This window comes from Dyella soli (assembly GCF_054482295.1).
Genome location: NZ_JBTFFU010000001.1, coordinates 489,274 through 502,504 on the forward strand (window position 1 = coordinate 489,274; position 13,231 = coordinate 502,504).

The 13,231-nt window shown below is 67.2% G+C and carries 10 protein-coding genes; 1 reads left to right on the forward strand and 9 read right to left on the reverse strand.

Features of this window, described 5'->3' with window-relative positions:
- Positions 1-47: 47 nt before the first annotated feature.
- From pilH to ACXU4B_RS02410, 9 genes are all read right to left on the reverse strand, one after another.
- Positions 48-413, reverse strand: coding sequence for a twitching motility response regulator PilH (gene pilH, locus ACXU4B_RS02370; protein ID WP_131407416.1), 366 nt, complete (start codon positions 411-413; stop codon positions 48-50).
- Between the two features lie 68 nt (positions 414-481).
- Positions 482-1,489, reverse strand: coding sequence for a YhdH/YhfP family quinone oxidoreductase (locus ACXU4B_RS02375; protein ID WP_131407418.1), 1,008 nt, complete (start codon positions 1,487-1,489; stop codon positions 482-484).
- Positions 1,490-1,523: 34 nt separating this feature from the next.
- Complete coding sequence (locus tag ACXU4B_RS02380) at positions 1,524-2,120, reverse strand: LOG family protein (protein ID WP_131407420.1); 597 nt, start codon at positions 2,118-2,120, stop codon at positions 1,524-1,526.
- A gap of 185 nt (positions 2,121-2,305) precedes the next feature.
- Positions 2,306-3,730: a dihydrolipoyl dehydrogenase gene (gene lpdA / locus ACXU4B_RS02385; protein ID WP_131407422.1), complete on the reverse strand. Its 1,425-nt coding sequence runs from the start codon at positions 3,728-3,730 to the stop codon at positions 2,306-2,308.
- A gap of 140 nt (positions 3,731-3,870) precedes the next feature.
- Complete coding sequence (gene odhB, locus ACXU4B_RS02390; protein ID WP_131407424.1) at positions 3,871-5,073, reverse strand: 2-oxoglutarate dehydrogenase complex dihydrolipoyllysine-residue succinyltransferase; 1,203 nt, start codon at positions 5,071-5,073, stop codon at positions 3,871-3,873.
- Between the two features lie 146 nt (positions 5,074-5,219).
- Entirely contained in the window at positions 5,220-8,060 is a 2,841-nt protein-coding gene (locus ACXU4B_RS02395; protein ID WP_131407426.1) for a 2-oxoglutarate dehydrogenase E1 component, read from the reverse strand.
- Between the two features lie 260 nt (positions 8,061-8,320).
- Entirely contained in the window at positions 8,321-9,277 is a 957-nt protein-coding gene (locus ACXU4B_RS02400; protein ID WP_131407428.1) for a GNAT family N-acetyltransferase, read from the reverse strand.
- On the reverse strand, positions 9,274-10,467 hold the full coding sequence (locus tag ACXU4B_RS02405) for a cupin domain-containing protein (RefSeq protein WP_131407430.1): 1,194 nt from the start codon (positions 10,465-10,467) through the stop codon (positions 9,274-9,276). Before ACXU4B_RS02405 ends, ACXU4B_RS02400 begins: the two co-directional genes overlap by 4 nt.
- Before the next feature lie 45 nt (positions 10,468-10,512).
- Complete coding sequence (locus ACXU4B_RS02410) at positions 10,513-11,262, reverse strand: sulfite exporter TauE/SafE family protein (RefSeq protein ID WP_131407432.1); 750 nt, start codon at positions 11,260-11,262, stop codon at positions 10,513-10,515.
- Between the two features lie 112 nt (positions 11,263-11,374).
- On the opposite strand from ACXU4B_RS02410, the gene ACXU4B_RS02415 reads away from it, so the two are divergent.
- Positions 11,375-13,231 carry an assimilatory sulfite reductase (NADPH) flavoprotein subunit gene (locus ACXU4B_RS02415; protein WP_165583121.1) on the forward strand — a complete coding sequence of 619 codons (1,857 nt, stop codon included), beginning with the start codon at positions 11,375-11,377 and terminating at the stop codon, positions 13,229-13,231.

The following is a 13,231-nucleotide window of genomic DNA, read 5'->3' on the forward strand; positions in this document are numbered from 1 at the left end:
AAAAAACGGCGCCCGAGGGCGCCGTTTCTTGTTGGGGAACGCGCCGCTCAGGCGGGCAGCAGCTCCTTGAGCGTGTTGACCAGTTCCTCTTCCCGGATCGGCTTGGTCACGTAGGCCTTCGCGCCCTGGCGCAAGCCCCACACCTTGTCGGTCTCCTGGTCCTTGGTGGTGACCAGCACGACGGGGATATGCGACGTGTCCGGATCCTTGCTGATCGTGCGGGTGGCCTGGAAACCGTTGAGGTTGGGCATTACCACGTCCATCAGGATCAGGTCGGGGCGTTCACGCCTGGCCGCCTCGACGCCCGCTGCACCATCCTCGGCAGTCAGGGCCTCGTGCCCCAGCTTCTCGACGATGCGCTTGATGCCCAGCAGCTGCGACGGCGAATCGTCGACAATCAGGATGCGTGCCATAAGGTGATATTCCCCTTGTTGTTTGCGTGGATTCTAAGACGCTGTCGCCAAGCTTCCAAGCACGTAGATCACGCCATTTGGCCTATGCGCACCAAAGTCCGTCCGAACGATTCGCCGGCCAGCATGCGATTGAACACGTCGGGCAACTGCTCCAGCGTGACTTCGCGCGTGGCAATGCGCTCAAGATGTTGCGGCTTCCAGTCGGAGGCCAGGTGTTGCCAAACGCGGTCGCGGAGGTCGCGCGCGGTGCCGGCCGAGGCAATGCCGAGCACGCTGGCGCCGCGGATGATGAAAGGCATGACCGTGCTTTCAAAGCCGATGCCGCCGGCGTTGCCGCAGATGGCGATATTGCCGTAGGGCGCGATCAGCGGCAGCAGGCCGGCCAGGGTGCTGCCGCCGACATTGTCCAGCGCGCCGCCAAAGCGGACGGAGTCCATCGGCTTGCCGCTGAAGGCGAACTGGTGGCGGTCGATGCACTCGGCCGCGCCCAGGTCGCGCAGGAAGTCGAAGTGTGCGGCCTTGCCGCTGATCGCATGCACGGCGTAGCCGGCGCGCGTAAAGATATCGATGGCCAGCATGCCGACGCCGCCGCTGGCGCCCGTGACGGCGATGGGGCCCAGTGCCGGCGCCTGGCGGTTGTCCTGCATGCGCAGCAGGGCCAGCGCGGCGGTAAAGCCGGCCGTACCGAGGATCATGCTTTCGCGCAAGGTAAGCCCGGACGGCAGGGGGATGGCCCAGGCCGCGGGAAGGCGCGCGAATTCGCCGTAACCGCCGTCGCGCGTCTCGGAAAGCCCGCTACCGGTGCACAGCACGGCATCGCCTTCCCGGAAGGCCGGGTCGGTGGACGCGACCACCCGTCCGGCCACGTCGATGCCACCGTTGAGCGGGTACTGACGCAGGATCTTGCCCTTGCCGGTGCCGGCCAGCGCGTCCTTGTAATTCACCGACGAATAGGCGACCTGCACCAGCAGCTCGCCCGGCGAGAGGGCGTCGGCGTTGATCGTCTCGAGGCCGCCCCGGTAGCCGGCGTCGTCGTTGTGGATGCGGAATGCACGGAAAGCGGAGGGGGAGGCCATGGGGGGAGTCCTTTGCTGCGGAGCCGTGCGCGGGTCAGGCGCTGACGATGCGTTTGTCGACCAGTCGCGACGCCTTTTCGCCGTGATACGTCGGCATCCAGTCGAACAGCGCCGCCATGTCATGGCCAAACCATACACTGTCGTGCTGGCCCGGCGTGATGAAACCTTCCTGGGCCATATGGTCCATCATCGCGTGCAGGCGATCGTAGTACCCGCGCACATTGAGGAAGGCACACGGGTAGCGATGTAGCCCCAGCTGGGCCCAGGTGAGCATCTCGAACATTTCATCCAGGGTGCCGAAGCCGCCGGGCAGGGCGACAAAGGCGTCGGACAGCTCGAACATGCGGGTCTTGCGCTGGTGCATGGTTTCGACCACTACCAGCTCGCTCAGGCCCGGATGCGCCACTTCGCGTTCCACCAGCTGCCGCGGGATCACGCCAACCACCTTGCCGCCGCCGGCCAGCACCGCATCGGCGACCGTGCCCATCAGACCGACCTTGCCGCCGCCATAGATCAGCGCGACGCCGCGTCGTGCCATCTCGGTGCCGAAGGCGTGTGCCTGTTCGGCGTATTCCGGATGCTTGCCGTTGCTGGAACCGCAGTAGACGCAGAGGGCTTTGGGGGTAGTCATAGGGGACGTCGTCAAGGGAGTGAGGAGTGCGCGCGATGGACGCGGAAGCGGGTGTGCTCCCGCCGGTCACTTCTATTCACTCGTTCCGGAAAAAGCAAACGGCCCGCTCATGTCGCCACGAGCGGGCCGCGGATCCCGTGTCGGCGGCCATCCATGGCCCGCACAGAACTAGGGCTTCCCGCCCCTCAGTTACCCTTGTGGATGGCGCGCTTGTCCACCGACAGGGCGGCTTCGTGCACGGCTTCCGACAGCGTCGGGTGGGCGTGGACGATGCGGGCCAGGTCTTCGGAGGAGCCCTTGAACTCCATCGCCACCACGCATTCGGCGATCAGCTCGGACACACCCGGGCCGACCATGTGCACGCCCAGGATGCGGTCCGTCTCGGCGTGGGCCAGCATCTTCACCTGGCCGATGGCCTCGTTCATCGCCACGGCACGGCCGATGGCGGCGAACGGGAAGGAGCCGACCTTGTACGGGATGCCGGCGTCCTTCAGTTCCTTCTCGGTCTTGCCGGCCCAGGCAATTTCCGGCTCGGTGTAGATCACCCACGGCACGGTGTCGAGGTTGATGTGGCCCGCCTTGCCGGCGATCCACTCGGCCACGGCCACGCCTTCCTCGGAACCCTTGTGCGCCAGCATCGGGCCGCGCACGGCGTCGCCGATGGCCCACACGCCGTTCACGCCGGTGTGGTTGTGCTCGTCGACCACGATGCGGCCGCGCTCGTCCAGCTTTACGCCGGTGTCGGCGGCCAGCAGGCCGTCGGTGTAGGCGCGGCGGCCGACGGCCACCAGCAGCTTGTCGACGGTGAGCTCGTGGGCGCCGTCCTTGTCCTCGTAGGTCAGGGCGACTTCCTTGCCCTTGATCTCGGCCTTGGTCAGCTTGGCGCCGAGCTTGATGTTCAGGCCCAGCTTGCCGAATTCCTTGAAGGCGACCTTGGCGATGTCCGCGTCGGCGACGCTGAGGAAATCCGGCAGCGCCTCGAGTACGGTCACGTCCGAACCCAGGCGCTTCCATACGCTGCCCAGCTCCAGGCCGATCACGCCGGCGCCGATCACGCCCAGGCGCTTGGGCACTTCGGTCAAGTCCAGTGCGCCGGCGTTGTCGAGGATGAACTTGTTGTCGAACTTGGCGAACGGCAGCTCGATCGGCACGGAGCCGGAGGCGAGGATCACGTTGGTGGCGCTGATGGTCTGCTTGGAGCCGTCGTTGCCGGTGATCTCGACCTCATTGCCCTTCAGCAGCTTGCCCTTGCCGAAGAACGGCGTGACCTTGTTGGCCTTGAACAGCATGCTGACGCCGCCGGTGAACTGCTTGACGATCTTGTCCTTGCGGCCGATGAAGGTGCCCAGGTCGACCTTGGCGCCTTCCACCGTAATGCCATGCACCGGCAGGTTGTGCGCAATGTTGTAGTACTGCTTGGACGAATCGAGCAGCGCCTTGGACGGGATGCAGCCCACGTTGAGGCAGGTGCCGCCGAGGGCCTGCTTGCCGTCCTTGCCCACGAAGGCATCCACGCAGGCCGTCTTCAGGCCCAGCTGGGCGGCGCGGATCGCGGCCACATAGCCGGCGGGGCCGGCGCCGATGACGATGACGTCGAATTTGTCGCTCATGTCGTTTCTCTTTTTGCCCCTCTCCCTGCGGGAGAGGGTGCCCAAAGGGCGGGTGAGGGTGCGTGCGGAGCGAGGCGTTTCGGCAAGACCGAACCCTCACCCCAACCCCTCTCCCGCCGGGAGAGGGGCCAGTGCAAGGCTTAGATGCCCAGCAGCATGCGCTGCGGGTTCTCGAGCTGGTTCTTGATGTCGACCAGGAACAGCACCGCGTCCTTGCCGTCGATGATGCGATGGTCATAGCTGAGCGCCAGGTACATCATCGGCGCGGCGATCACCTGGCCGTTCTCGACGATGGCGCGCTCCTTGATGGCGTGCATGCCCAGGATGGCGCTCTGCGGCGGGTTGACGATCGGGGTCGACAGCAGCGAACCGAAGGTGCCGCCGTTGGTGATGGTGAAGGTGCCGCCCTGCAGGTCATCGAGGCCGAGCTTGCCGTCGCGCGCCTTCTTGGCGTAGTCGAGGATGCCCTTCTCGACATCGGCGAAGCTCTTGTCCTGTACGTCGCGCAGCACCGGCGTCACCAGGCCCTTGTCGGTGGACACGGCGATCGAGATGTCCTGGTAGCCGTGATAGATGATGTCGTTGCCGTCGACCGAGGCATTGACCACCGGGTGGCGCTTCAGCGCTTCGGCCGCGGCCTTGACGAAGAAGCTCATGAAGCCGAGCTTGACGCCATTGGCCTTTTCGAACGACTCGCCCAGCGTCTTGCGCATCTTCACCACTTCGGCCAGGTTCACCTCGTTGAACGAGGTCAGCATGGCGATGGAGTTCTTCGACTGCATCAGGCGCTCGGCGATGCGCGCGCGCATGCGCGTCATCGGCACGCGCTCTTCCGGACGGGCGCCCGGCGTCGGTGCGGCAGCCGCTGCAGCGGCGGGAGCGCCGCCACCCTTGCCGTAGTTGACCAGGTCTTCCTTGGTCACGCGGCCATCGCGGCCGGTGCCGGCGACCTTGGACGGGTCGATCTTTTCCTCGGTGGCCACGCGCAGGCCGGCCGGGGAGAGTTCCGCGGTGCCCTTGGCGGCAGCCTGCGGCGCGGCCGGGGCGGCAGCGGCCGGAGCCGGCGCGGCAGCGGCGGGGGCGGCGGCGGGAGCCGCGGCCACGGCGCCTTCCTCGATCACCGCGATGACCTGCTGGCTGGTCACGGTGTCGCCCGTCTGGAACTTCAGTTCCTTGATCACACCGTCGACCGGCGCCGGCACTTCCAGCACCACCTTGTCGGTTTCGAGGTCGACCAGGTTCTCGTCGCGCTTCACGGCGTCGCCGGCCTTCTTGTGCCAGGTGGCGATGGTGGCGTCGGAGACGGACTCAGGCAGGACGGGCACTTTGACTTCGATGGACATATGAATTCCTTTGATTAGTGCGTTCGTCCGTGAACGCCAAGGTCAACAAGCGGCCATCCATAGCCGCACTTTTCAATATGTAGTGCGTTCATCCGTGAACGCCAGAGTCAACAAGCGGCCATCCATGGCCGCACTCTTAGTGCTTTTTACTCTGCTGCGTGGTCGGTGCCGACCGGCGCGACCAGTGCCTGTTCGACCAGTGCCGCCTGTTCGACGACATGGGTATTGAGGTGGCCGGCGGCCGGAGCCGGCGAGCGAGCGCGTCCCGCGTACGAGAGACTCTGCTTGCTGCCGATGCACGCTTGCAGGTGATGGCGGATCTGGAACCAGGCGCCCTGGTTCATCGGCTCTTCCTGGCACCACACCACTTCCTTGGCCGCCGGGTACTTCTCCAGCTCCGCGCTGACTTCCGGGCGCGGGAACGGATAGAGCTGTTCCACGCGCACGATCGCCACGTCGGTGAGGCCACGCTTGTCGGCGTCTTCGAGCAGGTCGTAGTAGACCTTGCCCGAGCACAGCACCACGCGCTTGACCTTCTTGGCGGCCAGTTCGCGATGCTCCGGAATCACCAGCTGGAAGCCGCCGGTGGCCAGTTCGTCCAGGCTGGACACGGCCAGCTTGTGGCGCAGCAGCGACTTGGGCGTCATCACGATCAGCGGCTTGCGCGTCGGGCGCACCATCTGGCGGCGGATCATGTGGAAGGCCTGGGCCGGCGTGGTGGGCACGCAGACCTGCATGTTGTCCAGCGCGCACAGCTGCAGGAAGCGCTCAAGGCGTGCCGAGGAATGCTCGGGGCCCTGGCCTTCGTAACCGTGCGGCAGGAACAGCGCCAGGCCGCACAGGCGGTTCCACTTCGCTTCGCCGGAGCTGATGAACTGGTCGATCACCACCTGGGCGCCATTGGCGAAGTCGCCGAACTGGCCTTCCCAGATATGCAGGGTGTAGGGATCGGTGGTGGCGCTGCCGTACTCGAACGCCATGACCGCTTCTTCGCTGAGCAGCGAGTCGATCACTTCGACGTCGGCACCGTCGCGCACGTTGGCCAGCGGCATGTAGGTATAGCCGGTGCTCTGGTCGTGCAGCACGGCGTGGCGATGGAAGAAGGTGCCGCGGCCGCAGTCCTGGCCGACCAGGCGCAGGTTGTAGTTCTGGTCGATGAGCGTGGCGTAGGCCAGGTTCTCGGCAAAACCCCAGTCGCCCGGCAGCTCGCCGCTGGCCATCTTGGCGCGATCGTCGTAGATCTTGGCCACGCGCGACTGCAGGGTCAGGTCCTTGGGGAACTTCAGGATCTGGTTGGCCAGCTCGACCAGGCGCTGCTTGTCCACGCCGGTGTTGGCCGGGGTGGACAGCTTGCCACCGATGAAGATGTCCCAGTCGACCTCGATGTCCTTGATCAGGGCCGTGGTCAGCTCGGTCATCGGCGCACCGCCCTCGAGGCGGGCGCGGTACTCGTCGAACATCTTCTGCGCGTCGCCGTCGGCCAGTGCGCCTTCCTTCACCAGCTGCTGTGCGTACAGGTCGCGGGTGGTCGGGCGCTTGCGGATGATCTGGTACATCACCGGCTGGGTGGCAGCCGGCTCGTCGGCCTCGTTATGGCCATGGCGGCGGTAGCACACCAGGTCGAGCACGACGTCCTTGCGGAACTGCTTGCGGAAGTCATAGGCCAGGCGGGTGGCCTGGATCACTGCTTCCGGGTCGTCGCCGTTCACGTGGAACACCGGCGCGTTGACCATCTTGGCCAGGTCGGTGCAGTACAGCGTGGAGCGGGCGTCCTGCGGATTGGAGGTGGTGAAGCCCACCTGGTTGTTCACCACGATGTGCAGGCTGCCGCCGATCTTGAAGCCGCGGGCCTGGGACATGTTGAACAGTTCCATGTTCACGCCCTGGCCGGCCAGCGCCGCGTCGCCGTGCACCAGTACGGCCAGCGACTGCTTGCGTTCGGTGTCGCGGCGGCGCGTCTGGCGCGCGTGCACGGAACCGGCCACCACCGGGTTGACGATTTCCAGGTGCGACGGGTTGAACGCCAGCGCCACGTGGGTGGCACCGTTCGGCGTCTTGACGTCGGCGGAGAAGCCCATGTGGTACTTCACGTCGCCGGAGTGCGCCGGGTCGTCCGGATGGTCGAACTTGCCTTCGAACTCGTTGAACAGCGTGCGCGGTGGCTTGCCGAGGATGTTGACCAGCATGTTGAGGCGGCCGCGGTGGGCCATGCCGATCACCACTTCCTTGATGCCGTTGTCGCCGGCGGCACGGACCACGTCGTCCACCATCGGGATCAGGCTGTCGCCGCCTTCCAGCGAGAAGCGCTTCTGGCCGACGTACTTGGTGTGCAGGTAGCGCTCGAGGCCCTCGGCCGCGGTCAGCGCAGCCAGCACGCGCTGCTTGCCGGCCTTGTCCAGGCCTGCGCTGCCGTTGGCCTGCTCGAGGCGGGTATAGAGCCAGTTGCGCTGTTCATGGTTGCTGATGTGCATGAACTCGACGCCGACGGTGTTGGTGTACACCTTCTTCAGGCGCGCGATCAGGTCACGCAGCTTCATGCGCTGGCCACCGCCGGCGAAGTTGCCGCAATCGAACTCGGTGTCGAGATCGGCGTCACTCAGGCCGTGGAACGCGGGTTCCAGGTCGGGTGCCGGCAGTTTTTCGGCCAGGCCCAGCGGATCGAGGTTGGCCGCCAGGTGGCCGCGCGAGCGGTAAGCGGTGAGGATGCGCAGCACGCCGGCCTGCTTGCGGGCGTGGGCATCGTCCATCGGACCGGCGGCGACGCCGTTACGGCGCTGCTTTTGCGCGGCCTCTATACGCGCAATGGCCGCTGAGTGGGGCACGTCCCCCGACTCGCGGCCTTTGAAGGTCTCGAAGTACTTGCTCCAGTCGGCGGGGACCGACGACGGCTCCGCCAACCAGGATTCATAGAGCTGTTCGACATATTCGGCGTTGCCGCCGGCGAGCTGAGAGGACTGGAGGAACTCGCTGATCAGATTAATGCTCACGTCACCACCGGTGAGGAAGGGAGGCTTGCAGCCATCCGGCCGGGGGTGGGCGGATGCCTGGGAAAAATCCCGTTAATTATAGCCTCGGGGTGCTGCGACGCGGCAACCCGACAAGCCCATCCGAAATGGGGGTGCCGGGATGTTTTTCGAGCCCCGGGGGTACCGACCTTCGTCTCAAGCTGCGGTTTTCTCCCGTGAATGACGCCTTTGGTGCGGTCGGGCTGGTGCCGCCCGTGCGTGTCGGGCCATTCAGCCGGCGGCTAAAGATCGAGCGGTTGTAGTGCGCTGGCGCGCAGCGAGCGCTCCCAGACTTCGTTGAAGTGCTGCATCAGCGGTGCCTGGGCCGCGCGATCGGTGCGTGCGGCACGACCGGAGGCGCGCGTGGCATCAGGCTGGAACAGGTGGCCGCCCCGGTCGGTGAGCAGGTAGGACGAGCCGTAGGCCAGGTCCAGTTCCTCGATCGGCGTGCGGACCAGCACCAGGCTGGGCAGGCGTTGGGCCAGGGCGATCAGTCGGTGGCTGTTGCGCAGCGCCGCCGCGGGATCGTGCAGCAGCAGGCGGATCTGCGCGCCGCGGCCGGAGGTGGCGATGCGGCGCAGTTCCGCCAGTTCGCTCGGACTGGCATAAGCGTCATCGGTGAGCAGTGGCTGGTAGATGGACAGGCGCTGGGCCGCCTCGGTGAGCAGCTGGAGCCGGCTGGCGGCCAGTTCGCTGCGGCTGCCGCACGGCAGCAGCTCCTCGCGATGCGCGGCTGGCGCCGTCTCGCCGGGCGTCGGGTCGCCCAGGAGCAGGCGCATGGCCTGATGCCTGATGCCGGCGTCCTCGAAGACATCGCCCAGTGCCTCGAAGCCCTCGCGCTGGTAGAAGGCCACGGCCGAGAGTTGTGCATCGAGCATGATTTCACGACGCCCCAGTGCGCGGGCCCGGGCAATCAGCGCCCGCAGCATGGCCGCGCCGACGCCCCGCTGCCGCCAGGGCTGGCGCACGGCCACCCGACCGATCTTGCCGTGCGGCGTCAGGCGGGCGCAGCCGATGGGTTCGCCGGTACCGTCGCGGGCGAGCTGATGGAGGGAGCCGCTGTCCAGCTCGTCCCACTCGAGCGATGCGGGGACGCCCTGTTCCTGCATGAAGACTTCCATCCGGATGCCGCGCAGGGCCTCGCGCTCACTGTCGCGGGCCCAGTCGGCATGCTCGACGTGGAAGTCGTGGATGTTCATCGGCGTCGCGATTTTCGCACGACCAGGTGGCCATCGTTGACCAGCGACAGCAGCAGGGCGGCTTCCGCGGCCGGAAGCTTCTTGCCCGGGCTCAGTTCACGTTCGCTGCACATCCGCTCGGCCAGCTCGGCCGAGGTGGGGTAGGCGTGGCCGTTGACGAACAGCGTGGCACCACGCTTGACCCTGGTCCAGGCCATGCGCGCCCAGGGATGGCGCAGCAGGCGGGCGCCGCCGTCGAGTTGTTTGGCCAGCGCCGCTTCGGTCACCGGCTTGTCCGGCGGCACCGGCACCTGCGCATTGCGGTAGCGCGTGATGAAGCGGCCGAACCAGTCGGCGAGAGTGGCATCGTCCAGGCCGGCAGCGAACGGCATGGCCTGCCGCAGGCGCGCGAGTGCGGCGCGATCGATCTCGCCCACGGCCTTGGCAGGCGTGAGGTCGGCGTCGCCGTAGCGCAATTCATCGGGCAGGCGCTCGGCCAGGTAGTCGGCCAGATCACCGGTCAGTTCCGCCTGCGAAGGGGCACGCATGCCCACCGAAATGGTCAGGCAGGGCCCGCCGAAGGCGACGCCGTCATGCGGCACGCCGGGCGGCAGGTAGAGCATATCGCCCGGTTCGAGCAGCCACTCGTGGTCGGGGTCGAAATGCTGCAGCTGCTTGAGCTCTACGTCGGGCCGGAAGTCCTTCGGCGCGCTCGGGTCGGTGCTGATGGCCCAGTGGCGTTGGCCAAGGCCCTGCAGCAGGAAGACGTCGTACTGGTCCACATGCGGGCCCACGCCGCCGCCGGGCTCGGCGTAGGAGATCATGATGTCGTCCAGTCGCCAGCTGGGAAGGAAGGTGAAGTCCTGCAGCAGGGCGGCGACATCGGCGTCCCACTTGTCCACGTCCTGCACCAGCAGCGTCCAGTTGCTGTCCGGCGTGCTGGCGAAATCCGCCTCGCTCAGCGGGCCGCTCTTGACCTGCCAGCGGTCGCGCTTCTCGTCGTGGATGATCAGGCGCGACAGCGCCGACTCTTCCAGCGCCAGGCCGGCCAGGTCGTCCGGCGCGATGGGCGAAACGAAATCGGGGAACGCCTGCCGGATCAGCAGGGGGCGCTTCTGCCAGTAGTCGCGCAGGAATTGCGCGGGCGTCATGCCGAGCGGCAGCCTGGTGCTGCCGCGGACTTCCAGGGGGAGGGGGCGGGATGTGGTCATCCGCCCATTCTAAGCCAAGGCCGTGAAGGCACGGCTTGATCGGAGTCAGTGGGCCAGCCAACCCCGCGCCACATTGTTGAGGCCGATGGCCAGCACGGCGAGCGCAGCCAGCACCGTGGCCAGGCGGGGCGGCATGCGGCGGGCGAGCAGGGCGCTCGCCGGCGCGGCGACCACGCCGCCGGCGATCAGTCCGAGCACCGAGGCCCCGTGCGGCAGCCCGACCTGGACGAGGAAGCTGATGCTGGCGACGGCACTGACCACGCACTTGGCCAGGTGCACCGTGCCGATCACCATGCGGGGCCTGAGGCCGCGCGCCACCAGGGTGGTGACGGTGAGCGCGCTCCAGCCGCCACCGGCCACGGCGTCGGCAAAGCCGGCCACGAGTCCCAGCGGCCGGGTGAGGCGCGGCGTTTCCTCGTGCAAGCGCTGGCGCCGGATGGGGCGGAGCAACAGGAATACGCCCATGCCGATCAGGTACGGCGTCAGCGCCAGCTTCATCCATTCCGGCGGCACATGACTGACCACATAGGCGCCAAGGGTCGCGCCGATGGCGCCGGGTATCACCAGGCCCCAGAACAGCCGGCGCAGCACATTGCCGGCCAGCAGGTGACTGATGCCGGAGGCGCCGCAGGTAAAGGTTTCCGCGTAGTGCACGCTCGCGCTGGCAAGCGCTGGCGGCACGCCCAGCGTGAGCAGCAACGCGGCCGAAGTGACGCCGTAGGCCATGCCTAGCGCACCGTCGACTAGCTGGGCGAGCACGCCGATCAGGGCGGACGCAAGGAAATCCGTGAGCATGGGCCGTAAGCGAGGATGGACGGGCCCAGTGTAAGCGACCGCGGCGTCGCCTTGGAAATGAGGGGATCGGCATATGCATATGCCAACACGTCCTTTCACATGGCCAGTCGTTATGAATACGTTGGGCGTCCAGCAGTATGGACGTCCAAAGGAAGTCGATGTGAATGCGGTCGTTGCGGCGGAAATCAGGCCGGCATCCATGAATGGCGAAGTGCTGTCGGCGCTCGAGCGAGCGGTCGACGGGCTCGGGCCCGCCGAGCTCTACTGGGTGGCGGCATGGAGTGCGGCCCGCGCCGAACAGTTGCAGCGCAATCCGCCCGCGACCGGTCTGCAGCTGGCCAGGGCCGGCAACGCGCAGCTCACCATCCTCTACGGCAGCCAGACCGGCCAGGCCCGGCGCGTCGCCAGCGAGCTGGGCGCCCGCGTCGAGGCAGCCGGCCTGCCGGTGCGTGTGGTGCGGGCCGACAGCTATGCCCAGCGCGACCTGGCCAGGGAGAGCCATCTTGTCGTGGTGATCAGCACGCAGGGCGATGCCGAGCCACCGGACGATGCGCGCGGCCTGGTGGAATTCGTGCTCGGCAAGCGCGCGCCACAGCTGCCCGGCCTGCGCTACGCCGTGCTGGGCCTGGGCGACTCCAGCTATCCGCAGTTCTGCGCCATCGGGCGCCAGCTGGATGCGCGACTGGCGGAGCTCGGCGCGTCGCGCTTCGTTCCCCTGGGCGAGGCCGACGTGGATGTCGACGCCGTGGCCGGCCCCTGGGCGGATCAGGCGCTGGAGCAGGCAAGGCAAGTGTTGACTGTGCAGCCGTCGACGGCGCGCGTTGCCACGCTGCAGCCGGTGCCCAGCCGGACCGTCCCTTCGCGCGAACGTCCCTTTCATGCATCCGTACTGGACAACCAGGCGATCGTGGCGCGCGATGCCGGTCGCGACGTGCGGCACGTGGAACTCTCGCTGGAAGGCTCGGGCCTGAGCTACCAGCCAGGCGATGCGCTCGGCGTATGGCCGCACAACCCGCCGGCGCTGGTGAGGCAATGGCTGTCGCTGCTGGAGCTCGATGGCGGGCAGGCGGTGAGCCACGGCCAGCGCACGCTGCCACTGCAGCAGTGGCTGGCGCAGGAGCGCGAACTGACCCGACTGAGTCGCCCGCTGCTCGCCGCGCTCGCGCAAGTCAGCGGCGACAAGGAACTGGCTGGCCTGTTGCAACCGGAGCAGCGGGCAGCCCTGGCCACGCTGCTGGGCGATCACCAGCCCATCGACCTGTGGCGCCGCCACCGGCACGGCTGGTCGGCCGAGTCCCTGGTGGCCGCGCTGCGCCCGCTGACGCCACGACTGTATTCGATTGCCTCCAGCCAGAAAGTGGTGGGCGACGAGGTCCACCTTACGGTCGCCGTGGTGGATTACCTCATGCATGGCGAGCCGCACTGGGGCGCTGCGTCTACCTTTGTCGCGAACGCCGGGGAGCAGCAGCGCCTTCCGGTCTTCATCGAGGCGAACGAACGCTTCCGTCTTCCCAGGGACGATGCGCGCGACATCATCATGATCGGCCCAGGCGCCGGCGTGGCGCCGTTCCGCGCGTTCCTGCAGGAGCGCCGCGAAACCGGCGCGCGTGGACGCAACTGGCTGTTCTTCGGCAATCGCCATTTCAGCAGCGAGTTCCTTTACCAGCTCGAATGGCAGGCCGCGCTGCGCGACGGTTCCTTGCACCGCCTCGACCTGGCGTTCTCGCGCGACGGCGGCTCGAAGGTCTACGTGCAGCAGCGCCTGCGCGAGCAGGGCCGTGAGCTGTACGCCTGGTTGCGCGACGGTGCATCCATTTACGTCTGCGGCGACGCCAGTCGCATGGCGAAGGATGTGCACGCCACCCTGATCGATATCGCCACGACCCATGGCGGACACTCGCCCGACCAGGCCCGCGAGTGGCTGGCCGAGCTCCTGCAACAGGGCCGCTACGCCCGCGACGTGTACTGA

What these genes read in the sequence shown, in the direction of transcription:
- ACXU4B_RS02400 (WP_131407428.1), bottom strand. Translation starts at nt 9,277, where the DNA reads ATGAACATCCACGACTTCCACGTCGAGCATGCCGACTGGGCCCGCGAC.
- ACXU4B_RS02410 (WP_131407432.1), bottom strand. Translation starts at nt 11,262, where the DNA reads ATGCTCACGGATTTCCTTGCGTCCGCCCTGATCGGCGTGCTCGCCCAG.
- ACXU4B_RS02375 (WP_131407418.1), bottom strand. Translation starts at nt 1,489, where the DNA reads ATGGCCTCCCCCTCCGCTTTCCGTGCATTCCGCATCCACAACGACGAC.
- lpdA (WP_131407422.1), bottom strand. Translation starts at nt 3,730, where the DNA reads ATGAGCGACAAATTCGACGTCATCGTCATCGGCGCCGGCCCCGCCGGC.
- ACXU4B_RS02380 (WP_131407420.1), bottom strand. Translation starts at nt 2,120, where the DNA reads ATGACTACCCCCAAAGCCCTCTGCGTCTACTGCGGTTCCAGCAACGGC.
- odhB (WP_131407424.1), bottom strand. Translation starts at nt 5,073, where the DNA reads ATGTCCATCGAAGTCAAAGTGCCCGTCCTGCCTGAGTCCGTCTCCGAC.
- pilH (WP_131407416.1), bottom strand. Translation starts at nt 413, where the DNA reads ATGGCACGCATCCTGATTGTCGACGATTCGCCGTCGCAGCTGCTGGGC.
- ACXU4B_RS02405 (WP_131407430.1), bottom strand. Translation starts at nt 10,467, where the DNA reads ATGACCACATCCCGCCCCCTCCCCCTGGAAGTCCGCGGCAGCACCAGG.
- ACXU4B_RS02415 (WP_165583121.1), top strand. Translation starts at nt 11,375, where the DNA reads ATGAATACGTTGGGCGTCCAGCAGTATGGACGTCCAAAGGAAGTCGAT.